The following is a 23371-nucleotide window of genomic DNA, read 5'->3' on the forward strand; positions in this document are numbered from 1 at the left end:
ATTGACGGCCGACATTTACGGCTGACTGAGATGGCTGACTGAGATGACCGAAAAAACCCATGCATCGCTGGCGATTCCCGCGCGAGAGACCGAAGGCGGCCACGTCTTGCCGCCGCGCCATCGCGAATGGAAGCGCGCCAAAATCGCTATCTGGATCGTGCTGGCGCTGCTCGCCGTGGGCGCGTTGCGCACGGTGATCGCGAATGTGCTGCAAAACCGCTCGGTCGCCGAGACGACCCGGCAGAACGCCACGCAGTATGTGAACGTGGTGAGCCCGACGCAAGCGGAAGGAGGTGGCAACACCCTGTTGCCAGGCACCTTGCGCGGCTTTGTCGAATCGCCGATCTACGCGCGCTCCACTGGTTATCTGCTGCACTGGTACGCCGATATCGGCACGCGCGTGAAGCAGGGGCAGTTGCTCGCCGATCTGGATACGCCTGAGATCGATCAGGAACTCGCGCAGGCGTTGGCCCAGCGCGAGCAAACCAGTTCGAGCCTGGGCCTTGCGAAAAGCTCGATGGAACGCTGGCAGCAATTGCGGCAACGCGATGCGGTCTCGCAGCAGGAACTCGACGAGCGGCGCAGCACCTACACACAGGATGTCGCCAATCTCGCCGCCGCCGACGCCAACGTGAAACGCCTGCAGCAACTCGAATCGTTCAAGCGTATCGTCGCGCCGTTTGCGGGCGTGGTCACGCAGCGCAATGTCGACGTCGGCGATCTGATCGACGCGGGCAGCGGCACGAGCCGTGCGTTGTTCGCGCTGGCGCAGTCGGATCCGTTGCGGGTCTATGTACAACTGCCGCAGGCCTACGCGCAAAACGTGTCGGTCGGGCAGAAGGTGGTGGTCACGCAAGCTGAATTGCCGGGTCAGCAGTTCCACGGCACGATCACGCACATCTCCGGCGCGATCGACGTGCCGACGCGCTCGCTGCAAGTCGAAGTGACCCTGCCGAATCCCGACGACAAGCTGCGGCCTGGTGCGTACGTGCAGGTGTCGGTGCCGGCGGTGGCCCATGCGCAATTGATGGTGCCGGGCAATGCGTTGCTGTTCCGCGCCGAAGGTCCGCGAGTCGCGGTGGTCGATGCGAACGGCACTGTGGCGCTGCGCAAGATCGTGATCGCGCAGGACCTGGGGCAGTCGCTGGAAATCGAAAGCGGGATCGAAGCGAACGACAAGGTCATCATCAACCCTAGCGATTCGATCGCGGACGGCGATCACGTGCAGATCACGCAGCCGCAGAAAAACGGCAAGGGGGCGTCGTGATCGCGAAGCAGGCGGGCGCTTATCGGGCACGAACAACGCTAACGTCCCTTGTGACGCTGGCGGCCACCGCGAGTGCGGCGTTGCTGGGCGCGTGTACGGTCGGTCCGGATTATCAGCGGCCGCAAGCCGAGGTGCCGCCGACGTGGCAAACTGATTCGTACTGGCGCGTCGCGGCGCCTTCACACGCGCCGATTTCGCTGGACTGGTGGAGCGCCTTCGGCGATCCGACGCTCGGTACGCTGGAAACGCAGGCGCTCGCGCAGAATCAGACACTGGCTGCGGCGAGCGCGCACTATGCGCAGGCCAAAGCGACGCTGGCGAACACCAGCGCGCAGCAGATTCCTGAAGTCGATCTGGGCGCGTCCGGGTCGCGCTTCAGGATTTCACATGATCGCCCGCTGACCAACTACGGCACGCCGACCACGTCGACGGTACAGAACAACGTGCAACTCGGTCCGACGATCAACTACGACACCGATCTATTCGGCCGGATACGTCGTGAAGTGGAAGGCGCCGCGGCCTCCGCGCAGCAATCGGCTGACGATCTCGCCAACGCACGGCTCGTCCTCACCACCGATCTCGCCACCGACTATTTCTCACTGCGTGAACTCGACGCCGAGATCGACGTGCTGAATCAGTCGGTGAAACTGCAGCAAAAGGCGCTCGATTACGTCACGACCGAGCACGATCTCGGCTCGGTGTCCGGGCTCGACGTGTTGCAGCAGAAATCGCTTCTCGATTCGACGCGCGTGCAGGCGCAACTCCTGTTGAATCAGCGCGCGCAGTTTGAACATGCGATTGCCGCGCTGGTTGGTGTGCCCGCGCCGCAGTTCACCATCGAATCCAAGGTGCTTGCCGTGCAGGTGCCGTCGATTCCGCTGGGTTTGCCGAGCGACGTATTGCAACGCCGTCCGGATATCGCCTCGGCGGAGCGCGCGATGGCCGCGGCCAATGCGCAGATCGGCGTCGCCAAGGCGGCGTTCTTCCCCAGCCTGACGCTGACGCCGAGCATCGGTTGGGAAAGCACGCAGTTCGCAAGCTTGTTGAGCGCGCCGACCCTGATGTGGACGCTCGGCGCGGCAGTCGGGCAGGTGTTGTTCGACGGCGGCCGCCGGGCGGCGAATGTGCAGTTCGCAAGCGAAGGCTACAAGGCCACCGAGGCGACCTACCGGCAGACCGTGCTCAACGCGTTCCAGCAGGTGCAGGACGGCATCACAGGGCTGTCGGTACTGGACGGCGCGTCGAAGCAGTCGCACGAGGCGGTGACCGATGCGCAGCATTTGCTGGCGCTTGCCAACGACCGTTATTCGGGCGGCCTCGTCGCCTACCTCGACGTCATCACCGCGCAGCAGTCGCTGCTCACCAGCGAGCGTCAGGACGTGCAGATCCACGGCCAGCAGATGACCCTCTCGGTTTCCCTGGTGAAGGCGCTGGGCGGCGGCTGGGATGCCGGCACGGACGTAGCGGGCGCGCAGCCGTCCGTCAATGCCTCGAATACAGCGGACACGAAGGAGGCGATGGCTCCCGCGAAGTGAGCCGCCCGACAATGACACGGCCAGACAGGAAAAAGGAAAACGAGGCGTTTCGTATAATGCAGATACAAGGGGACGCGCATGAAATTGCTGATCGTTGAAGACGAGCACAAGGTGGTGGACTACCTGCGCTCCGGCTTGACAGAGCAGGGCTGGGTTGTCGACGTTGCGCTCGACGGCGAGGAAGGCATGCATCTGGCCACTGAATTCGATTACGACGTCATCGTCCTCGACGTCATGCTGCCCAAACGCGACGGCTTCAGCGTGCTGAAGGCGTTGCGCATGCGCAAGTCGACGCCGGTCATCATGCTGACCGCCCGCGACCACGTGAACGACCGCGTGCGCGGTCTGCGCGAAGGCGCCGACGACTACCTCACCAAACCCTTTTCCTTTCTCGAACTGGTCGAGCGGCTGCACGCGCTGGCGCGCCGCACGCGTTCGCAGGAGTCGACGCTGATTTCCGTCGGCGATCTGTTCGTCGATCTGATCGGCCGGCGCGCCACCCGCGACGGCGTGCGCCTCGATCTGACCGCCAAGGAATTCCAGTTGCTGAGCGTGCTGGCGCGCCGGCAAGGGGATATCCTGTCGAAGACCGCCATTACCGAACTCGTGTGGGACGTCAACTTCGACAGCCATACGAACGTGGTGGAAACCGCGATCAAACGGCTGCGCGCCAAGCTCGACGGCCCGTTTTCCTCGAAGCTGCTGCACACCGTGCGCGGAATGGGCTACGTGCTCGAAGTGCGTGAAGAGGCAGAGCAATCATGAACCGTTCAATCGCGCGCCGCCTTGCGTTGATGTTCGCATTCGTGGCGCTATTGGTGTTCACGCTGGTCGGCACCGGCCTGTTTCTGGTGTTGCGCACGCAACTCGAACACCATTTGCGTGAGTCGCTCGACGACCGCACCGAGATCGCGCGCATCATCGTCTATCATGCGGTGACGCCGGAGAAGTGGCGCATGGCCCGCGAAAAACTCACCGACATGATGCCGCACGACGGCAGCACCGTGTATGCGGTGTCGAGCACCGATCCGTATTTCCAATATGGCAAGCCCATCGAAGGGCCCGTGGTGTCGAGCTGGCCCGGCGGCTACACGAGGGTTTCGCCGGTCGGCGGCGGCGCGGACATGCTGACCATCGCGGTCACGATACCGGCTTACGGGGCCCGCCCACCCGTGCAATTGCAGGTCGCCGCCAGCTGTTCGCCGAACACCCGCACCATGCGCGTATTCGGCGCGGCGCTCGCCGCGCTGTCCGCGTTGGGCAGTCTTGCCGTGCTGCTGCTGAGTTACTCGGTGACGCGGCTCGGCCTCGCGCCGTTGACGCGCCTGACGCGAGATGCGTCCGCGGTGAGTCCGAATAACCGCTCGCAGCGGCTGAACACGGCCTCGCTGCCACCCGAGTTGAACGATCTGGCCAACTCGTTCAACGGTGCGCTCGAACGTCTGGACGGTGCATACGGCCGCCTCGAATCGTTCAACGCGGACGTCGCCCATGAACTGCGTACGCCGGTGACGATTCTGATCGGCCAGACCGAAGTGGCGCTGACACGTAACCGTTCGGTCGACGATCTGCGCCATACGCTGCAATCGAATCTCGAAGAGTTCGAACGGATGCGCGCGATCATCAACGACATGCTGTTCCTCGCTCGCGCCGATCAGGGTGAGCGCGCAACGGGCCTCGTCGAAGTGTCGCTCGCCGCGGAAGTCGCGCATACGCTGGAGTTTCTGGAGATTCCGCTGGAAGAAGCGCGGGTGCATGCGCAATTGCGCGGCGATGCGGTGGCGCGGGTGAACCGCTCGCTGTTCGGCCGCGCCTGCACGAATCTGCTGATGAACGCGATCCAGCACTGCGCGCCTGGCGCGGCGATTACGGTGACGATCTCGGAGGTGGCCAATCAGTTGCGCGTAGCGGTGGCCAACCCGGGCGAGCCGATCGAGCCGGCCGTGCTCGAACACCTGTTCGACCGCTTCTATCGCGCGGAAGCGTCTCGCACCAATAGCCGCGAAAACCACGGATTGGGTCTCGCGATCGTGAAGGCAATTGCCGAGATGCATCGCGGCACGGTGTCGGTGGAAAGCGCGAACGGGATCAATACGTTTGCGTTTTCGATCGCGGCGTCGAGTGTGGAAACTATCCTGCCGCCGGTGCGTGCGAATGCCGGTGTTCCTGCGGAAGCAGCGGGTTAATCGTCGCCGGTAAACGGCAAGTCGGCCTGAACCGGTATGCGCTGCTTTGCCGGTTGCGCGTTGGCCGGCGTCAAGGCGCTCACGCGCACGCCTAGCAGCCGCAGCTTGCGGTTCAATTCCACCCGTCTTAGACACTCGGTTGCGGCGCGCCGGATTTCGGTGGCGTCGGCGGTCGGTTCGTCGAGCGTCAGGTCGCGCGTGACCGTGCGGAAGTCGTCGTAGCGCAGCTTGATGCCCACGGTGCGGCCCACATAGCCCTTGCGCACCAGATCTTCCGCGACCCGCACGCACAAGCCGGTAAACGAACTGGACAGCGCCGGGCGGTCATGACGTGGATGCAGATCGCGTTCGAAGGTCGTCTCACGGCTCATCGACTTGGGCTCCGATTCGACCACCACCGGCCGCTCGTCGTAGCCTTGCGCGACTTGCATGAGCCACGCCGAGTAACTGCGCCCGAAGTGGTCCTGCAGCAGACCCGCGTCCGCCGCCGCCAGATCGCCGACCGTGGCGAGGCCGAGCGCGGTGAGCTTTTCCGCGGCCTTCGGCCCGATTCCATTGACCTTGCGCACCGGCAACGGCCAGACGCGCAACGGCACGTCCGCAGGTGTGAGGATCGTGAGGCCGTTGGGTTTGTCGAGTTCGGAGCCGATCTTCGCCAGCAGCTTGTTGGGCGCCACGCAGATGGAGCAGGTGAGACCGGTCGCCTGATTGACGGCCTGCTTGATGCGCGCGGCGATCTCGCGCGGCTCGCCCGGCAAGTCGGTGAGATCGATATAGATTTCGTCGATGCCGCGGTCTTCGATCCGGTCCGTGAAGGTGGCGACCGCCGCCTTGAACAGGCGCGAGTAGTGGCGATACGACTCGAAATCCGTGGGCAGCAGAATCGCGTCCGGCGCGAGCATGGCGGCTTTCATCATGCCCATCGCCGAGAAGACGCCGAGCGCGCGGGCTTCGTAGGTGGAGGTGGTCACCACGCCGCGGCCCGCATAGTCGCGCAGCTTCGCAAAGCGGCGGCTGCCGTCTTCAAGCGTTTGTGGCACACCGTTGCGTCCGCCGCCGATCACCACCGCCTTGCCGCGTAGTTCGGGATAGCGCAAGAGCTCAACGGACGCGTAGAACGCGTCCATGTCCAGGTGCGCGATGTGGTGGCTTGCAGAACTCATGGATGGCGGAAACGGGTGACGGCGCGGGCAGCGAGCATAACAGTCGACGCGCATGGCCGTTGCCCTGTCGTAGGGCGGCTTGCTGCGCCGGGCGTCCGCATTCGCGCAACCGGTGCGCGGCACGGCGGACGTCAAACCGTAATAGTACCTTGCTCCGCTGGGCAAGGTGCTGCGGTGGAGGGGCTCACAACGAGGTCACAAGTAGCTATGTTCATCCGGGCGCTGGAAGGGCGCCCGGATCATTCATGCGTGGCGTTACTCACAAGCATTGCCCGCAAGCCACAAGCATTACCTGCGGGCATTACCTACAACCGCCTCCCACAAGCTTTACCCACAAGCCGGCTTGGCCTTCTTGCATGCATCCGCTAGCTGGGGCGGCGGGTCCTTCTTGAACACCGTCTTATAAGACTCGAGCACGTTCGACTGAACCACCGGCAGAGACTGCACGCCGATCCACGCTGGCGGTGTTTGTCCAATCAGCGCCTTCATCATCGCCATGGCTTCGGCCACGCCTTGATCGTACGGGCGTTGCGAGCCGGTTGCCTTGAGCGGTCCGCCCTTGGCAATTTCGATCGCGGACTGAAGGCCCAGATCGACCGTGGTGACAGGAATGTTCACACCTTGCGCACGCATCGACGTCAGCGTGTCGAGCGCCGGTTGATCCCACACGGCGAACAGCCCCTTCACGTCCGGATTCCCGGTGAGGAAATCGCCCGCGATCTGGCCGACTTTCGATGGGTCCGTAAACGCGACCTGTTTGACCTTGATGTCCGGACGATTCTTCTTGATCCAGTCGTTGACGGCCTTGGTGCGTTCCGTTGTGCTGAAGTAATCCACGCCGAAATTCACGAGCCCGATCGTGGCGCCCTGCGGGACGCACGAGGCAAGCACTTTCGCCGCGATCTGGCCATTGCCTTCGCTGTCGGCGGAAATCATCGCCGCGTATTGTTCAGGATGCTTGAGGCCGGTCGGCACGTTGTCCATGAACACGAGTTTGATGCCGGCCTCGGATACTTTCTTGTAGGTGGCGGCCGTTGCCGTGCCGTCGACCGGAATGGAGATGATGCCGTCCGGATGGCGCTGGATGGTGTTCTCGATATCCGCGATCTGCTTGTCGACCTGGTATTCCGCCGAAGCCGTGCCGATCACTTCCACGCCGTATTTTTTGAGCGTGTCCGTAATGCCTTGCACCTGCAATTGCGACCAGTCGAGATTCATGGTCTGCATCGAAATACCGACCTTGAATTTGCCGGCCTTGATTTTGGCGATGTCGGCGTCGCTCAGCTTCACGGCATCCACCGAAGCGGCTTTCTCGCCGTTCGGCCCTTGCCCGACGATCGTCTTCGGTCCGATCGAACCGGCCGGCAGGCTGGTCACGCATTGCGCGTAGGCGCCTGACGACGCCAGCGCCACGACGGCGGCCGCCGCCATGAGAGTGGGTAGAACACTTGCTGAGCCACGACGATGTTTCATGATTCTTCTCCATTGGTCTTCATGTTTGTGTTACGTCTCCTGCCATTCACGAACAACGCGGGCACGTGAGATTGCGCGTGACCGATGTGCTTTCAGTGCTTTTTGGTGTGCTTTTTTGGCGTACTTCCTGGCGTACTTCTTCGTTACTTCCTGGTAAAGGCCACTGCCGCGACGATGATGGCGCCCTTGATCACTAACTGCAGCGATGAACTGACGCCGAGCAGAACCAGCCCGTTATTGAGCGTGCCGATGATGAGACTGCCGAGCAGCGTGCCGAGCACGAAGCCGCGGCCGCCGAACAGGCTGCAGCCGCCGAGCGTCACGGAAGCAATCACATCGAGTTCGAGTCCTTGCACGACGTCGGGCCGCGCGGCATGCGAGCGCGCGGCGAGCACGAGCGCCGCGAGCCCGGCCAGCGCGCCGGTGAGAATGAACGCGAGCGTGGTTACGCGCCGCGTGTTGATGCCGGAGTAGAGCGCGGCAGTCGGATTGCCGCCGGCCGCATAGATCTGCCTGCCGAACACGCTGTAGTGCAGCAGCAGGATGCCGGCAATCACGGTCAGCGCGGTCCAGATGATCGGCACCGGCACCCCGGCAATATCGCCTTCGCCGAAGATCGCGATGAACGAGTCGTTGGTGATGATTTCGGGCCGGGTTGTCGTCACCATCAGGGCGAGTCCGCGGGCTGCGCTCAACGTGCCGAGCGTCACCAGGAACGAGGGAATGTTCAGCCGCGTGGTCACGACCCCGTTGATCGCGCCGACGATGGCGCCGGTGCCGATGCCGGCCATCGCGCCGATAATCCAGTTGTCGCCGATGTGCGACATGGCGAGCGCCGCGGACATCCCCGACAGCGCCAGGGTCGACCCCACCGACAGATCGATCTGCCGCGCAATGATCACGAAGGTCATGCCGATGGCGACGATCGACACGAGGGCGGTTTGCCGGCCGATATTCAGGAAATTGTCGATGGACAGAAACCACGGCGAAGCGAAGCTGAACACCACCAGCAGGATCGCGAACGCGCCGTAGAGCGCGTAGGGCCGGTCGCCTTGCAGAAGGAGTTGCGCGAGGCGCCGCATACGGCTTTTCTGCGGTGGCGATGCCTGCCGTTTAGCCGTCAGCGGCGAGACAGAGTCGTTCATATTGCGTGCGCTCCGGCGGACGTCCCTTCGAGGGACTCAATGGAAGAACGGGACAGTTGGATCAGGTGATGCAGCGCTTCGGCGTTGGCCAGTTCGGCGCGCTCGACGGTCTTGACGATGGAGCCGTCCGCGACGATCGAAACCCGGCCGCACAGGCGCAACAATTCATCGAGATCCGATGACACGACGAGCACGGCGGTGCCCGCTCGCGCGGCGTCATGGACCACGCCGTAAATCTCCTCGCGTGCGCCGACGTCGACGCCGACAGTCGGTTCGTCGAGTAAAAGCAGCGTGGGGCGCGGATGATTCCACTTTGCAAAGACCACCTTCTGCTGGTTGCCGCCGGATAAAAACTTGACCGCGGTCGACGAACTGGGTGCCTTGACGGCGAGTTCTTTCATCGAACGCTTCGCCTGGTTGACGGCTGCCTGACTGCGCAGCCATCCCCAGCGAGAAAATTGCGGCAGCCGCGGCAAGGTCAGGTTGCGTTCGATCGAATGATCGAGGACGAGCCCTTCGAGATGACGATCCTCCGGCACTAGCGCTACGCCGAACTGGATGGCTTCTGCAGGCGTGATACGCGAACGGGACTGACCACCGATCTCGATGGCGCCCGCCTCGATTTTGCGAATGCCAAAGATGGTTTGCAGAATTTCCGTGCGCCCGCTGCCGATCAATCCCGCGAGCCCGTGGATCTCGCCAGGACGAACCGTGAGGTCGACGTCATGAAGCCTGTCGTTGCTCACATGCGACAACTTGAGAATAGGGACGGCTGCGGCATTCGTTGCGGCCGTCGCTGAGCGCCCAGTAACAGTCTCATCACCGCTACCGCCGACAGCCGTCCTCTCCCGCGCCTGCAACGCGGCATGGCCGGGACCGACGATCGCCGCGACCAGTTGTTTCATATCGGTTTTAGCCGTCGAGAACGTGCCGGCATTGGCGCCATCGCGGAACACGGTGACGCGCTGCGAAATCCGGAACACCTCGTTCAAGCGATGCGTCACGTAGATCACGCCCACGCCACGGTTCGTGACCGCGCGAATCGCGTCGAACAGAATCTGCTCTTCGCCGCCTGTCAGCGCCGAGGTGGGTTCGTCGAGGATCAGAACCCGCACGTCGCCCATCAGCGCCTTGCAGATTTCAGTCATTTGCCGGTACGCGAACGGCAACGCGCCAACGGCGGTGCGCGGGTCGAGCGGGATGCCGTGCGAGTGGAGAAATTCACGGACCGTTGCCATGAGCTGGCGGTTCTTCACAAAGCCGAGCCGCGTGCGAGGCTCGCGCCCCAGCATCAGATTGGCGCCGACCGACAGCGATTCGACAAGGCTCAGATCCTGGTAGACCACGGCAACGCCCGCTTCACGCGATCGCGCCGGCGATTCGAACGCCACTTTCCGGCCATCGATCTCGACGACGCCGTCGTCATAGGTGTGAACGCCGCTGAGGATCTTGATCAGCGTGGATTTGCCGGCGCCGTTTTCGCCGAGCAAGGCGTGCACTTCGCCGGGCAACACGTCGAGGCTGACGCCGCGCAGCGCCTGCACGCCGCCAAATCGCTTGGTGACGCCCGCAACACGGATCAATGGAACCTGAGGCGATGACGCGGCCGCGACCGCAACCGGCTCACTCATCTGGCATGTCTCCTTCGTCGATACGACGAGATTCTTGTCTTTGTATGGTGCTATCGGCCAACGCTGCGTTGTGATCTTCGCATCATGAATATGGTGCGTCAATAACATCGGCGGCTCAGACAGGGTTAGAAGCCCTGTTTATGTGATGATTGAATCGTAATGCTTGTTATGATTCTATCAATCGTTGTAGCATAAGTGGGAACAAATTGTCGGCGGCTGTTGTGCGTCGCATCAAATTTTCGGATGCCTTATGCCTGAAGCCCCTGTGCTTTCTTCTTCGGTCGTCGCGCTGCGCGGCGGCCCGCTCATTCACCCGGTGCGCAATCCGGGCATGCCGTTCGACGCGTCCTGGCTGGACGGCTTGCGCGTCAACCAGTCGGCGGTCGAACGGCGCACGGCGACGCTCGCCACGCGCCGTACCGTCAAGAAAGACGCGCAGGCAGCCTGGCTGCTGAAGGCCGTCACCTGCATCGACCTCACCACGCTCAACGGCGACGACACCGAAGGCCGCGTGCGCCGTCTGTGCGCGAAGGCGCGTCAACCGGTGCGGGCCGATCTGCTCGAAGCGCTCGGCATCGCGCCGCAAGGCATCACGACGGGGGCGGTCTGCGTTTATCACCGTTTCGTTGCGGCGGCGGTGGATGCGCTGCAGGGCAGCGGCATTCCGGTCGCGGCGGTGTCGACGGGATTTCCCGCCGGGCTGATCCCTCATCCGCTGAAGCTGAAAGAGATCGAGGCTTCGGTGGCGGACGGCGCGCAGGAAATCGATATTGTCGTCACGCGGGAATATGTGCTGACCGGCAACTGGCAGGCGCTCTACGACGAAGTGCGCGACTTCCGCGCAGCCTGCGGCCCGGCGCATCTGAAAGCGATTCTGGCGACCGGCGATATCCGCACGCTCTCCAATGTGGCGCGCGCCTCGATGGTCTGCATGATGGCCGGCGCCGACTTCATCAAGACGTCGACCGGCAAGGAAGGCGTCAACGCGACGCTCGACGTCTCGCTGGTGATGGTGCGCATGATTCGCGAGTACCAGGAGCGCACCGGCGTGCCGATCGGCTTCAAACCGGCGGGCGGCGTGTCGAGCGCGAAGTCGGTGCTGTCCTATCAGATTCTCATGAAGGAAGAGCTCGGCCGCCCGTGGCTCGAGCCGGAGCTGTTCCGTATCGGCGCATCGAGCCTGCTGGCCGATATCGAACGCCAGCTCGAACATCACGTGAGCGGCCGTTACTCCGCTTTCAACCGTCACCCCGTAGCCTGAACAGAAGACCGATCCCATGAGCGTAGCCGAGTATTTTTCATCGATGGAGTACGGTCCCGCACCCGAGGACGATCAGCCCGCGCGCGCCTGGCTCGCGCAACATGAGGCGAGCTTCGGGCATTTCATCGGCGGGGCGTGGCATGCGCCGGCCGCCGGTGAGCACTTCGTTTCGCACGCGCCTGCCACGGGCGACCGGCTCGCCGAGATCGCCCAGGGCGATGCGGCCGACGTCGACGCGGCAGTCGCGGCCGCGCGCGCCGCGCAGCCGGGCTGGCTCGCGCTCGGCGGCGCCGGACGGGCGCGACATCTGTATGCGCTCGCGCGCATGGTGCAGCGTCATAGCCGTCTCTTTGCCGTGCTCGAAGCGCTCGACAACGGCAAGCCGATCCGCGAGACACGCGATATCGACGTGCCGCTGGTCGCGCGTCATTTCCTGCATCACGCGGGTTGGGCGCAATTGCAGGAGAGCGAATTCGCCGATTACACGCCACTCGGTGTCGTTGGGCAGATCGTGCCGTGGAATTTTCCGCTGCTGATGCTCGCGTGGAAGATCGCACCGGCGATCGCCACGGGCAACTGCGTCGTGTTGAAGCCGGCCGAATACACGCCGCTCACGGCCTTGCTGTTCGCCGAACTCGCGCATCGGGCCGGCTTGCCGGTCGGCGTGCTGAACGTTGTGACCGGTGACGGCCGTACCGGTGCCGCGCTTGTCGAGCATCCGCAGGTGGACAAGATCGCGTTCACCGGCTCGACCGAAGTGGGGCGTTTGATTCGCGCGGCCACGGCGGGCTCGGGCAAATCGCTGACGCTCGAACTTGGCGGCAAGTCGCCCTTCATCGTGTTCGACGACGCGGATCTCGATGGCGCCGTCGAAGGTGTGGTCGACGCGATCTGGTTCAACCAGGGGCAGGTTTGCTGTGCGGGTTCACGCCTGCTCGTGCAGGAGGGCGTCGAAGCGCGCTTCATCGCGAAGCTGAAGCGCCGCATGGAAACGCTGCGCGTCGGCACCTCGCTCGATAAAAGTATCGATATCGGCGCGATCGTCGATCCGGTGCAGCTCGAACGCATCCAGTCGCTGGTGGAAACCGGCCGGCGTGAAGGCTGTGCGGTGTGGCAGTCGCCCGATACGACGATGCCCGCCGGCGGCTGTTTCTATCCGCCCACGCTCGTCACCGGCGTGGCGCCGGCTTCCACTTTGGCGCAGGAAGAAATCTTCGGACCGGTGCTGGTCACGATGAGTTTTCGCACGCAGGATGAGGCGATTGCGCTTGCCAACAATTCTCGCTACGGACTCGCCGCGAGCGTGTGGAGCGAGACTATTGGCCGTGCGCTCGATATCGCGCCGCGCCTCGCATGCGGCGTCGTGTGGATCAACGCGACCAATCTGTTCGATGCGGCGGTCGGCTTCGGCGGTTATCGCGAGTCGGGCTATGGCCGCGAAGGCGGCCGTGAGGGCATCTACGAATATCTGAAACCGCGTGCGTGGCTCAATCTTGCGGTCCGTCAGGCCGTGCGTGCTGAACCGGCAGACGGCGCTGGCGAGCATGATCCGTTATCGAATGTCACGCTGATCGATCGCACCGCGAAGCTCTTCATCGGCGGCAAGCAGGTGCGGCCGGACAGCGGTTATTCGTTGCCGGTTCATGCGCCGGATGGGACGTTGCTCGGTGAAGTCGGCGAGGGTAACCGCAAGGACATTCGCAACGCGGTCGAAGCGGCGCGCGCGGCGCAGAAATGGTCGCAGGCGAGTACGCATAACCGTGCCCAGGTGCTGTTCTATCTGGCCGAGAATCTGGCCATTCGCGCGGACGAGTTCGCGCGGCAACTCGTGATCAGAACCGGCGTGACGGACGCGGCGGCGCACGCGGAGGTCGAGGCCGCGATCGCGCGTCTCTTCACCTACGCGGCGTGGGCCGACAAGTTCGACGGCGCCGTGCATACGCCGCCGTTGCGCGGCGTCGCGCTGGCCATGCACGAGCCGCTCGGCGTGATCGGCATCGCCTGTCCGGACGAAGCACCGTTGCTTGGCTTCGTGTCGCTGGCGGCGCCCGCGCTGGCCATGGGCAATCGTGTCGTGGTGTTGCCGAGCGAGGCGTGTCCGCTCACGGTGACCGATTTTTATCAGGTTGCCGAAACGTCGGATGTGCCGGCCGGCGTGCTGAATATCGTCACGGGTGAACGCGGTGCGTTGCTTCCCGCGCTCGCCAAACACGACGACGTCGACGCCGTCTGGTGTTTCGGCAACGCGGCGGATTCGACGCTGGTCGAGCGTGAGTCGATCGGCAATCTGAAGCGTACGTTCGTCGATCACGGCCGCCAGTTCGACTGGTTCGACCGTTCGAGCGAAGGCCGGCCGTTTCTGCGTCAGGCTGTCCAGGTCAAGAACATCTGGATACCGTACGGAGACTGACCGGGCGCCGGCGCTCACACCTGAACATCTTGCACGCCAACCAGAAAATGGAGGAGACAACGTGCTGAAGCATCTGGATCTGCAATTGAATACGGCGGGGCTGCGCGCAACGTGTGCCCCGCACGCAGGCTTCCCGACGAACGCGCTTCGAGGGGAACGCGAATGAACACGTCTTTGCAACGAAACGGGCGTGTCGTCATTCTCGGCATCTATGTCACCGACCTGACGTTTCGTGCCGGGCGTATGCCGCTGATCGGCGAGACGATTGCGGGCACGGCGTTCGCGATGGGGCCGGGCGGCAAGGGCTCGAATCAGGCCGTGGCGGCGGCGCGCGCCGGCGCCGAGGTGGTGTTCTGCACCCGCATCGGCCGCGACGCGTTCGGCGAGATTGCACGCGCCACATGGGCTGCTGAGGGCATCACGGCGCGTGCTTCGGTGGTCGAAGGCGTATCCACGGGCGCCGCGCATATCTTCGTCGACGACAACACGGGCATGAACGCGATCATCGTCGCCTCCGGTGCGGCCGGCACGATGGAGGCAGCCGACGTCGACGCAATCGAGGCCGATATCGCCGCTGCGCGCGTCTTCGTCACGCAACTCGAACAGCCGCTTGCTGCCGCGCGCCGCGGGCTCGAAGTGGCGCGCCGGCACGGTGTCATCACCGTGTTCAACCCGGCGCCCGCCTTGCCGCTCGACGACGACATCTTTCCGTTGTGCGACTACCTCACCCCGAACGAAACCGAAGCCACCGCGCTCACCGGCGTGCCGATCGCGAGCGCCGACGACGCTCGCCGCGCCGCTGATGTGCTGCTCGCCAAAGGTGTCGGCGCGGTCATCGTCACGTTGGGAGAGGGCGGCGCGCTGCTGCACTCGGCAAGCCAATCGGTGCTCGTACCGGCCTATCACTGCGGCCGCGTGGTGGAGACCGCCGGCGCCGGCGACGGCTTCACGGGCGGTTTCGCCGCAGCGCTCGCCCGCGGCGACGACCCCGTCTCGGCGCTGCGTTTCGGCTGCGCGCTCGCGGGCATTTCCGTGACGCGTCCGGGCACGGCGCCTTCCATGCCGACACTCGACGAAGTGAATCGCGTGTTGAACCAGCCGGCCGAGGCCTCCTCGCCATTGTCCTGACTGTTAGCGAAGGCTGAAGGAGATCGTGCCTACCATGAAGTCCTCGTTCACCGCTGGAAAGATGTTCGGCGACCGGCAACTGAATTTTCTGCTGATCGTCAACGTCCTCGTCGTGCTGGTCGCGACGTGGCTCTCGCATGGGCAATTCGTCGATATCGACAACCTGCAATCGATGGGCGGACAGTTGCCCGAACTCGGTCTGCTCGCGCTTGGCATCATGCTGTCGATGGTGTCGGGCAACGGCGGGATCGACCTGTCCGGCGTCGGGCTCGCGAACCTGTCCGGGATGGTCGCGGCGCTCGTCGTGCCGCGCTTTGTCAACGGCGACGATTCGCCCGCGCTCTATACCTCGCTCTTCTGCGCGATCGTAGTGGTGATGGGGCTGCTCGGCGGCCTTCTGAACGGCGTGGTGATCGCGCGTCTGCGCCTCACGCCGATTCTCTGCACGCTCGGCACACAATTGCTGTTCACGGGTTTTGCCGTGGTGCTGAGCAACGGCGCCTCGGTGCATGTCGACTATGTCGACCCGTTGTCGAATATCGGCAACGGTACGGTGTTTCAGGTGCCGATCGCGTTCTGCATCTTTATCGCGGCCGTGATCGTGCTGGGCTGGTTGCTCAAACGCAGCCCGTTCGGCCTGCGTCTCTATCTGATGGGCACCAACCCCAAGGCTGCCTTCTATGCCGGCATTCCGCGCGCGCGGATGCTGATCACGACGTATGCCATGTGCGGCGTGCTTGCATCGCTGGCCGGGCTGATCAGCGCGACGCATACCTCCAGTGCGAAATGGGATTACGGCAACTCCTATCTGCTGATCGCCATTCTGATCGCGGTGATGGGCGGCGTGAATCCCGCCGGCGGGCATGGCCGCATCATCTGCGTCTTCTTTGCCGCAACCGTGCTGCAGTTTCTCTCGAGTCTGTTCAATCTGCTGGGCGTGTCGCAGTTTTTCGGCGATTGCGCGTGGGGTTTTCTGTTGCTGTTGTCGCTCGCGTTCGCGGGCGGCGAGCGGGTGCGCGCGATCTTTGGTTTTAGCGGCGGTGGTGGTGGCGGGCAGGCAGCGAGTTCCGGCACGGCGCCGAAACGTTAGCGCGACGCTCAGACTTAAAAGACGCAACCCAGGTTTCAGTACGCGGCGGACAACGGGCCCTGACTGTCCGTGATGGTGAAGTGGGGCGACATCGAACTACATCGAACTACATCGAACGAAAAGGAGACATCGCATGAAATTGACTCGACTGGGTGCCGCGCTCGCAGCAGGCGCGCTGACGGTGGGCGTGATCGCCGCTGCACAAGCTGCAACCAACGAGACGATCGTCACGGTCGTCAAAGTGACCGGCATCAACTGGTTCAACCGGATGGACGACGGCGTCAAGCAATTCGCGAAGGACAACCCGGGCGTGACCGCGTATCAGACCGGTCCGGGCCGCGCGGACGCGGCGCAGCAACTGAAGATCATCGAAGACCTGATTGCGAAAAAGGTCACCGCGATCGCCGTGGTGCCCTACGATCCGCCGACGCTCGAACCGGCATTGAAGAAGGCCATGGATCGCGGCATCAAGGTGGTGACCCATGAGGCCGACAACGCGAAGAACACGATGGTCGATATCGAAGCATTCGACAACACGGCCTATGGCGCCGGCCTGAACGAGCGTCTCGCCTCGTGCATGCACGGCGACGGCAAGTGGGTGGCGCTGGTCGGTTCGCTGGGCAGCCGCTCGCAGGTGCAATGGGCCGACGGCGGGATCGGCAACGCCAAGGCCAAATATCCGAAGATGGATCTGGTCGAACCGAAACTCGAAACCAATAACGACGGCGAGCGCGCCTATGAAGTCGCCAAGGAAGTGCTGCGCAAGCATCCTGACCTGAAGGGCTTCCAGGGCTCGTCCTCGCTCGACGTGATCGGCATTGGCCGTGCGGTCGAAGAAGCCGGCATGCAGGGCAAGATCTGCGTCTACGGCACGGGCTTGCCGACGGAAGCCGGCAAGTTCCTCGAGAGCGGCGCGATCAACGGCATTGCGTTCTGGGATCCGAAGCTCGCGGGTATCGCCATGAATAAGATTGCGCAGATGCTGATCGACGGCAAGACGGTCGAGAACGGCGCGGATCTTGGCATTCCGGGTTACACGAAAGTGACTGTCGCGAAAGGGCCGGGTAAAGGGATCATCGTGCGCGGCCAGGGCTGGGTGAACGTCGACAAGTCGAACTACAAGCAGTATCCGTTCTGATCGGGTTTTTTGCTTCAGGTGTCACGGCGTCCCTCCCGGGGGACTTCCTTCAAGGCGTGCCCGTGTGGGCACGCCTTAACTTGCGACTCGCCATCATGAATCAAGACGTATCGTCTCCGCAGCCTCAGTCCGGCGCCTCGCAACCGTTCCTGCAAGTGGTCGGCGTGCATAAGCGTTTCACCGGCGTCCATGCATTGCGCGGGGTGAGCCTGTCGTTCGAACGTGGACAGATCTATCACCTGCTCGGCGAAAACGGCTGCGGCAAGAGCACGCTGATCAAGATCATCTCCGGCGCGCAACCGCCCGACGAGGGCGAGCTCGTGATCGAAGGCGTTCGGCATGCACGGCTGTCCGCACTGGAATCGCTGGCGGCAGGAATCGAAACCGTCTATCAGGATCTCTCGTTGCTGCCAAACATGAACGTGGCGGAAAACGTCGCGCTTACCGCCGAACTGGCCACGCACGAAGGCCGGCTAGCGCGTACGTTCGACCGGCGCGCGCTCGCACGCACGGCAGCGCGCGCGCTGGAATCGGTCGGCCTGCCAGGCGACGCCGAATTTCAGGCGACCCTCATCGAGCAATTGCCGCTCGCGACGCGTCAGCTCGTTGCCATTGCGCGCGCGATTGCCAGCGAGGCAAAGTTCGTCATCATGGACGAGCCCACCACGTCGCTCACGCAGAAAGAAGTCGACAACTTGATCGCCGTGCTCGCCAATCTGCGCGCACAAGGCGTGACGGTGCTGTTCGTCAGCCACAAGCTCGACGAGTGTTACGCGATCGGCGGCGAAGTCATCGTGCTGCGCGACGGCCAGAAGATGGCGCAAGGACCGATTGCACAATTCACCAAAGCGCAGATCAGCGAATTGATGACGGGACGCCATCTGTCGAACGAGCGCTATCGTGAAGGTGCGTTTGACCAGCAAGTCGTGCTCGACGTGCGGGGCTTCACGCGCGCGGGCCAGTTCAGCGACGTGTCGTTCATGCTGCATCGAGGCGAAATTCTCGGCGTCACCGGCTTGCTCGATTCGGGGCGCAACGAACTCGCGCGCGCGCTCGCGGGCGTTGCGGCGGCGCAAGCGGGGCAGGTCTTGCTCGACGGCAAGGCGATTTCGTTGCGTACACCGTCGGACGCGAAACATCATCGTATCGGCTACGTGCCCGAAGATCGCCTCAACGAAGGGCTGTTTCTCGACAAGTCGATCCGCGACAACGTGATCACCGCGATGATCTCCAGCCTGCGGGATCGCTTCGGCCAGATCGATCGCACGCGCGCGCAGGCGCTCGCGGAACAGACGGTAAAAGATTTGCAGATCGCGACGCCCGGCGTGGACAAACCCGTGCAGTCGCTCTCGGGCGGCAATCAACAGCGCGTGCTGATCGGCCGCTGGCTCGCTATCGATCCGCGCGTGCTGATTCTGCATGGACCGACGGTCGGCGTCGACGTCGGATCGAAGGACATCATCTACCGCATCATGCAGCGCCTGTCGCAACGCGGCATCGGCATCATTCTGATCAGCGACGACCTGCCCGAGCTGTTGCAGAACTGCGACCGCATCCTGATGATGAAGAAGGGGCGTGTGGCCAGCGAATATCAGGCCGACACGTTGAGCGAAGCCGATCTGTATCACGCGCTGCTTTCGGAAGCCGCATAAAGGACGCCGATACCCATGAACTCGCGGATCCCTTCGCGCATGAACCAGACCATGACTACCCCGACCGTTGTCGAAGTCGCACCCGAGGTTAAGCCGCCCACCTTGCGGGCCAGGCTCTCGCGCAACCCCGAATGGTTCACCGTCGCGTTGATCGCGGCGACGTGCCTGATTGTTGGTGCGATCAATCCGCGCTTCTTTCAACTCGCGACGCTATTCGATCTGCTGCATTCGGCCACCACGATGTCGCTTTTCGCGCTGGGCACGCTCGTCGTGCTGGCCTCCGGCGGCATCGACGTCTCGTTCACGGCCATCGCCGCGCTGACGATGTACGGCATCACGAAGGCAGTGTTCGCCTGGTGGCCGGACGCGCCATTCGCGCTGATCCTGATCACCGGCGCGCTGGGCGGTGTACTGCTTGGGCTTATCAACGGCCTGCTGGTGCATCGGTTGAAAGCGCCTTCGCTGATCGTCACGATCGGCACGCAGTATCTGTATCGCGGCCTGTTGCTGACGTTCATCGGCACCACGTTCTTCATGAACATTCCGCACAGCATGGATCACTTCGGCCGGATTCCGCTGTTTTTCTATCACACCAACGACGGTCTGCGCGCGGTGCTGCCTGTTTCGGTGCTGGCGCTGGTAGCGGCCGCCGGTGTCACGTGGTGGCTGTTGAACCGGACCATGATGGGGCGCGGCGTCTATGCGATGGGCGGCAGCCTCGCCATTGCCGAGCGGCTCGGCTACAACCTGCGCGCGATCCATCTGTTCGTGTTCGGCTATACCGGCATGCTCGCCGGCATAGCGGGCATCCTGCATGTATCGAACAACCGGCTCGCGAATCCGTTCGATCTCGTGGGCTCGGAACTCGACGTGATCGCCGCGGTGATTCTGGGCGGCGCGCGCATTACAGGGGGGACGGGTACGGTGGCCGGCACCTTGCTCGGCGTGGCGCTGGTTACGCTGATCAACAGCGTGCTGATTCTGGTCGGCGTGCCGAGCACCTGGCAGAAGGTGATCATCGGCGCATTTATTCTGATTGCCGGGACGCTGTTCGCATTGCAACGCAAAAGCTGAAGACTGAACGCGAACCGCGCTTGTGGCGCATGGCCGCGCCACGGCGCACCGTGCGCCGCTAGCGCATTCATTTGCGCTTGCGGTGCTCCTGGCCTTTCTCGGTGATGATGGAATCGAAATCGTCGATTTGCGAGAAACGTACCGCCTTGACGACGCCGAACTTGCTCTGATCCACAACCAGATGCCGTTCGACGGCACTTGCCATGGCCGCCTGCTTGAGCGCGACTTCGTGAAAGTTCCAGCACGTGACGCCGCGCGCGCTATCCACACCGCCCGCGGAAATGAACGCCTTGTTGATGCCCATGCGGCGCAGCATCTCCAGACTCTCTTCACCCGCAAACGAGTCTGAAGAAGGCACGTAGACGCCGCCCAGCAGAATCATCCGTACATTCGGCTTGCGCCGCAGAATCTCCGCCACATTCAGCGAATAGCAAACCACGGTGACGTGACGGTCGAGCGGAATCAGGCGCGCAAGCGTGGTGAGCGTCGTACCGCAGTCAATGAAGATCGTTTCGTGGTCGACGACGAGTTTTGCCGCAAGCGCGGAGGCTTCCGCCTTGGCCTGCGCGAAGTGATCCTTCTCTTCTTCGAGTGAATAGCCGGCGTTGTTGGGCACGTCGGTCGCGCTGACGATGTAGCCGCCGAGATACGTGAATCGTTCCGGACTGCCTGCGATATCGCGCCGGACGGTCATCTCCGACACGTCCAGCAGGCTGGCGGCGTCGCGCAGGCGCATCACGTTCTGCTTGGCCAGCGCATCGGCGAGGGCGCGGAGGCGGTCGGGTTTCAGCATGGAGGTCCTGTCGCGCAGTGTGGAGCGCAGTGTAGAGGCGCGTTATGTTTTGTTCGCGTTGATGAGAGAATTATAACAAGAGGTCGTCTGCGCGGCGAGCCTGTTTAAGTCTTTGAACTCGCATCGGCAATACGAAAAAGCCTTTAACCCAAAGGGCTAAAGGCTCGTTGCAGAGAAATCAGGAAAAGTGCCGGTTAGAAGCGATGGCTCACGCCGATCTGCACCACCGGATACAGCTTGTAGCGCTCGACCTGCTCGACCTTGTTGTCTGGCGCATTCGGCGCCACGCCGTGCAAATTGTTCGGATGAATCGACAGTCAGCATGGCGGTGACGTCGAATGGGCAGGCGGCGCGTTATTCCGCCACCTGCCGCAAGCCGCAGGGGACCCGCTATTATTGCTTGATACCTTCAGCCTGAATATGCAGCGTGGTCTGCATCTTGAAGCCATACGTCTTGCCGAAGTCGACGCCGAAATCGTCGCGATTGAACGTCGCGGTCGATTCGGTGCCGCACACTTCGCGCTTGAGCATCGGGTTGATGAAGCACTTGAACGACTCGATCTTCAGGTTGACCGGCTTGGTCACGCCATGCAGAGTCAGCGTGCCGATCACTTCCACCGGCTTGTCGCCGTCGAAGCGGATCTGCGTGCCCTTGTAGGTCGCGGTCGGGTACTTGGCGGCGTCGAAGAACTTGTCCGTGACCAGTTCCGCGTCGAGTTTGTCGTTACCGATATCCACCGAGCTCATATCGATCGTCACGTCCACCGTGCCGGTCTTCGCTGCGCGATCCAGCACGACCGTACCGCTGCTCTTCTTGAACTTGCCGCGCCAGATCGACAGGCCGCCGAAGTGGTCGGTTTCGAAGCTCGGGTAGGTATGCGTCGGGTCGAGTTGATACGTATCGGCGGCCATCGCGTTGAACGACATGGCTGCAGCCAGCGCGCCTGCGGCGAGCAAAAGTTGTTTCTTCAAGTGATTCTCCAGGTTTCAGAAAGTGACGCGACGCTTCGGTGTATCCAGTTATTTCTTCGAAGCGACGATGTGAAATTTGATGACGACTTCGTCGGCGACCACCGACGTGTCTTTCCATTCGCCCGTCCCGACATCGAACTGCGAACGCTTGATCGGCAGTGTGCCGTCGAAGGTTTGCGTATTGCCCTGGCTGGCGATGGTGACCGGCACCACGACGGTCTGCGATTTGCCCTTGATGGTGAGCTTGCCGGTGATCTTGTACTGATTGCCGCCGGCCGGCGCGATCGCGCTCGAGACGAACGTCGCGGCCGGATAGGTCGCGCTATCGAACCATTCCTTGCCTTGGGCCTGCTTGTTGTAGTCGTCCGCGCCGAGGTCGTAGCTGCCGGTGTCGATCGATACATTGGCGCTGCCGGCGGTCGGCTTGGCCTGATCGAAATTGAGTTGCGCCGAGAACTTCCTGAATTTGCCGTCCACCGGCACGTTCATCTGTTTCGTCGTGGCGATGACGCTGCTTTTGCTCGTGTCGACGTCGGCATGCGCGAGGCCTGAGCCGAAGAAAGAAAGGGCGGCGACGCCGGCCAGAACGGAGTGGTAAAAGTTTGATTTCATCGTGGTACGCATCCTATCGAACCCACGCGCGCTCATTGCGCACCGTTGGGAATTAGATTGCCAACAACCCGTAGCCAATCGCCTGATACGCGCTTGATACGAGTGTTATTTGAGGAACGGAATCATCCGTGCGAGTAATCCGTCACGGTCGACGAATTGATGCTTGAGCGCCGCGAGCACGTGCATCGCAACGAGTGCCAGCAACGTGTAATTGAGCAGCACGTGGACCGTGCGCAGGCTTGCCTTTAACGCCTGATCCGGACCGATGAAGGTGGGCAGCGGCACGATGCCGAGGTACACCACCTGAATGCCCGCGGCCGAACTATAGAAGTAGCCGGACAGCGGAATCGCCAGCATCAGCACGTAGAGCACGCCGTGCACGAGATGCGCTGCCGCCTTCTGCCAGGCGGGTGTCGCACTGTCGAGCGACGGCGCGCGGTGAGTGGCGCGCCACAGCACGCGCACCACGGCCAGCACGAAGACCGTCACGCCGATCCATTTGTGCCACGAGAAGTACTTCAGCTTGGTGGGCGTGAAGCCCGGGATATCGGTCATGATCCAGCCGATGTAAAAGCCGCAGATGATCAGCAATGCGATTAACCAGTGCAATGCGACGGCAGGGCCGCTGTAGTGCTCGACATCTGAAGGACGGGGATTCATTGGCTCATGCTCGCTGTTCGTGTTGCGTGCCGCTTGCCGCGTGCGGTATGTCGCGTGTGAATGCGGATAATAGGGATGCCAATGAAAACTGAATAGGCGGGCAGAAGAGAACAGATTGTTCTGGCCGTGACGCTAATGTGGATGGAATAAATCCGCGCGGTCGCTTGAATTGACAAAAAAA

Annotated in this window: 19 protein-coding genes; 11 read left to right on the forward strand and 8 right to left on the reverse strand. The window is 62.8% G+C overall.

Annotation, left to right across the window (positions count from 1 at the left end; all coding sequences use genetic code 11):
- Positions 1-43 precede the first annotated feature (43 nt).
- From PQQ95_RS25740 to PQQ95_RS25755, 4 genes are all read left to right on the forward strand, one after another.
- Positions 44-1267 (forward strand): efflux RND transporter periplasmic adaptor subunit, encoded by a 1224-nt coding sequence (locus PQQ95_RS25740; protein ID WP_408442241.1) that lies wholly within the window; start codon positions 44-46, stop codon positions 1265-1267.
- Entirely contained in the window at positions 1267-2802 is a 1536-nt protein-coding gene (locus PQQ95_RS25745) for an efflux transporter outer membrane subunit (protein WP_408442350.1), read from the forward strand. The genes PQQ95_RS25740 and PQQ95_RS25745 overlap by 1 nt, the downstream gene beginning before the upstream one ends.
- A gap of 78 nt (positions 2803-2880) precedes the next feature.
- Positions 2881-3567 carry a heavy metal response regulator transcription factor gene (locus PQQ95_RS25750; protein ID WP_091802526.1) on the forward strand — a complete coding sequence of 229 codons (687 nt, stop codon included), beginning with the start codon at positions 2881-2883 and terminating at the stop codon, positions 3565-3567.
- Positions 3564-4988, forward strand: a complete 1425-nt coding sequence (locus PQQ95_RS25755) for a heavy metal sensor histidine kinase (RefSeq protein ID WP_408442244.1) — start codon at positions 3564-3566, stop codon at positions 4986-4988. Before PQQ95_RS25750 ends, PQQ95_RS25755 begins: the two co-directional genes overlap by 4 nt.
- Here PQQ95_RS25755 and dinB read toward each other — a convergent pair.
- From dinB to PQQ95_RS25775, 4 genes are all read right to left on the reverse strand, one after another.
- Positions 4985-6151, reverse strand: coding sequence for a DNA polymerase IV (dinB, locus tag PQQ95_RS25760; RefSeq protein WP_408442247.1), 1167 nt, complete (start codon positions 6149-6151; stop codon positions 4985-4987). The two genes, PQQ95_RS25755 and dinB, sit on opposite strands and share 4 nt — an antisense overlap.
- A gap of 327 nt (positions 6152-6478) precedes the next feature.
- Positions 6479-7624 carry a substrate-binding domain-containing protein gene (locus tag PQQ95_RS25765; RefSeq protein WP_408442249.1) on the reverse strand — a complete coding sequence of 382 codons (1146 nt, stop codon included), beginning with the start codon at positions 7622-7624 and terminating at the stop codon, positions 6479-6481.
- 143 nt (positions 7625-7767) lie between these two features.
- Complete coding sequence (locus tag PQQ95_RS25770; protein WP_408442251.1) at positions 7768-8769, reverse strand: ABC transporter permease; 1002 nt, start codon at positions 8767-8769, stop codon at positions 7768-7770.
- Entirely contained in the window at positions 8766-10400 is a 1635-nt protein-coding gene (locus tag PQQ95_RS25775) for a sugar ABC transporter ATP-binding protein (protein ID WP_408442254.1), read from the reverse strand. The genes PQQ95_RS25770 and PQQ95_RS25775 overlap by 4 nt, the downstream gene beginning before the upstream one ends.
- Before the next feature lie 250 nt (positions 10401-10650).
- On the opposite strand from PQQ95_RS25775, the gene deoC reads away from it, so the two are divergent.
- From deoC to PQQ95_RS25810, 7 genes are all read left to right on the forward strand, one after another.
- Positions 10651-11661 carry a deoxyribose-phosphate aldolase gene (deoC, locus tag PQQ95_RS25780; RefSeq protein WP_408442257.1) on the forward strand — a complete coding sequence of 337 codons (1011 nt, stop codon included), beginning with the start codon at positions 10651-10653 and terminating at the stop codon, positions 11659-11661.
- 16 nt (positions 11662-11677) lie between these two features.
- Entirely contained in the window at positions 11678-14071 is a 2394-nt protein-coding gene (locus PQQ95_RS25785; RefSeq protein WP_408442260.1) for an aldehyde dehydrogenase family protein, read from the forward strand.
- A 162-nt stretch (positions 14072-14233) separates the two neighbouring features.
- Complete coding sequence (gene rbsK / locus PQQ95_RS25790) at positions 14234-15199, forward strand: ribokinase (protein WP_408442262.1); 966 nt, start codon at positions 14234-14236, stop codon at positions 15197-15199.
- Positions 15200-15233: 34 nt separating this feature from the next.
- Entirely contained in the window at positions 15234-16289 is a 1056-nt protein-coding gene (locus PQQ95_RS25795; protein WP_408442265.1) for an ABC transporter permease, read from the forward strand.
- A gap of 133 nt (positions 16290-16422) precedes the next feature.
- Positions 16423-17427: an autoinducer 2 ABC transporter substrate-binding protein gene (locus tag PQQ95_RS25800; RefSeq protein ID WP_408442268.1), complete on the forward strand. Its 1005-nt coding sequence runs from the start codon at positions 16423-16425 to the stop codon at positions 17425-17427.
- Positions 17428-17522: 95 nt separating this feature from the next.
- The gene (locus tag PQQ95_RS25805) at positions 17523-19079 is read left to right on the forward strand and encodes a sugar ABC transporter ATP-binding protein (RefSeq protein ID WP_408442271.1); all 1557 of its coding nucleotides are present in this window, start codon (positions 17523-17525) and stop codon (positions 19077-19079) included.
- 15 nt (positions 19080-19094) lie between these two features.
- Complete coding sequence (locus tag PQQ95_RS25810; protein WP_408442274.1) at positions 19095-20153, forward strand: ABC transporter permease; 1059 nt, start codon at positions 19095-19097, stop codon at positions 20151-20153.
- Between the two features lie 67 nt (positions 20154-20220).
- Here PQQ95_RS25810 and PQQ95_RS25815 read toward each other — a convergent pair whose 3' ends face one another.
- From PQQ95_RS25815 to PQQ95_RS25830, 4 genes are all read right to left on the reverse strand, one after another.
- Positions 20221-20946 carry a DeoR/GlpR family DNA-binding transcription regulator gene (locus PQQ95_RS25815; protein WP_408442275.1) on the reverse strand — a complete coding sequence of 242 codons (726 nt, stop codon included), beginning with the start codon at positions 20944-20946 and terminating at the stop codon, positions 20221-20223.
- Positions 20947-21339: 393 nt separating this feature from the next.
- Complete coding sequence (locus PQQ95_RS25820; RefSeq protein WP_408442278.1) at positions 21340-21918, reverse strand: YceI family protein; 579 nt, start codon at positions 21916-21918, stop codon at positions 21340-21342.
- A 48-nt stretch (positions 21919-21966) separates the two neighbouring features.
- Positions 21967-22530 (reverse strand): YceI family protein, encoded by a 564-nt coding sequence (locus tag PQQ95_RS25825; RefSeq protein WP_408442279.1) that lies wholly within the window; start codon positions 22528-22530, stop codon positions 21967-21969.
- Positions 22531-22635: 105 nt separating this feature from the next.
- Complete coding sequence (locus PQQ95_RS25830; protein ID WP_408442282.1) at positions 22636-23190, reverse strand: cytochrome b; 555 nt, start codon at positions 23188-23190, stop codon at positions 22636-22638.
- Between the last annotated feature and the right edge of the window lie 181 nt (positions 23191-23371).

This window comes from Paraburkholderia caffeinilytica, from assembly GCF_046030355.1.
Lineage (GTDB): Bacteria > Pseudomonadota > Gammaproteobacteria > Burkholderiales > Burkholderiaceae > Paraburkholderia > Paraburkholderia caffeinilytica_B.

What these genes read in the sequence shown, in the direction of transcription:
- PQQ95_RS25740 (WP_408442241.1), top strand. Translation starts at nt 44, where the DNA reads ATGACCGAAAAAACCCATGCATCGCTGGCGATTCCCGCGCGAGAGACC.
- PQQ95_RS25750 (WP_091802526.1), top strand. Translation starts at nt 2,881, where the DNA reads ATGAAATTGCTGATCGTTGAAGACGAGCACAAGGTGGTGGACTACCTG.
- PQQ95_RS25755 (WP_408442244.1), top strand. Translation starts at nt 3,564, where the DNA reads ATGAACCGTTCAATCGCGCGCCGCCTTGCGTTGATGTTCGCATTCGTG.
- dinB (WP_408442247.1), bottom strand. Translation starts at nt 6,151, where the DNA reads ATGAGTTCTGCAAGCCACCACATCGCGCACCTGGACATGGACGCGTTC.
- PQQ95_RS25765 (WP_408442249.1), bottom strand. Translation starts at nt 7,624, where the DNA reads ATGAAACATCGTCGTGGCTCAGCAAGTGTTCTACCCACTCTCATGGCG.
- PQQ95_RS25770 (WP_408442251.1), bottom strand. Translation starts at nt 8,769, where the DNA reads ATGAACGACTCTGTCTCGCCGCTGACGGCTAAACGGCAGGCATCGCCA.
- PQQ95_RS25775 (WP_408442254.1), bottom strand. Translation starts at nt 10,400, where the DNA reads ATGAGTGAGCCGGTTGCGGTCGCGGCCGCGTCATCGCCTCAGGTTCCA.
- deoC (WP_408442257.1), top strand. Translation starts at nt 10,651, where the DNA reads ATGCCTGAAGCCCCTGTGCTTTCTTCTTCGGTCGTCGCGCTGCGCGGC.
- PQQ95_RS25785 (WP_408442260.1), top strand. Translation starts at nt 11,678, where the DNA reads ATGAGCGTAGCCGAGTATTTTTCATCGATGGAGTACGGTCCCGCACCC.
- rbsK (WP_408442262.1), top strand. Translation starts at nt 14,234, where the DNA reads ATGAACACGTCTTTGCAACGAAACGGGCGTGTCGTCATTCTCGGCATC.
- PQQ95_RS25795 (WP_408442265.1), top strand. Translation starts at nt 15,234, where the DNA reads ATGAAGTCCTCGTTCACCGCTGGAAAGATGTTCGGCGACCGGCAACTG.
- PQQ95_RS25800 (WP_408442268.1), top strand. Translation starts at nt 16,423, where the DNA reads ATGAAATTGACTCGACTGGGTGCCGCGCTCGCAGCAGGCGCGCTGACG.
- PQQ95_RS25805 (WP_408442271.1), top strand. Translation starts at nt 17,523, where the DNA reads ATGAATCAAGACGTATCGTCTCCGCAGCCTCAGTCCGGCGCCTCGCAA.
- PQQ95_RS25810 (WP_408442274.1), top strand. Translation starts at nt 19,095, where the DNA reads ATGAACTCGCGGATCCCTTCGCGCATGAACCAGACCATGACTACCCCG.
- PQQ95_RS25815 (WP_408442275.1), bottom strand. Translation starts at nt 20,946, where the DNA reads ATGCTGAAACCCGACCGCCTCCGCGCCCTCGCCGATGCGCTGGCCAAG.
- PQQ95_RS25825 (WP_408442279.1), bottom strand. Translation starts at nt 22,530, where the DNA reads ATGAAATCAAACTTTTACCACTCCGTTCTGGCCGGCGTCGCCGCCCTT.
- PQQ95_RS25830 (WP_408442282.1), bottom strand. Translation starts at nt 23,190, where the DNA reads ATGAATCCCCGTCCTTCAGATGTCGAGCACTACAGCGGCCCTGCCGTC.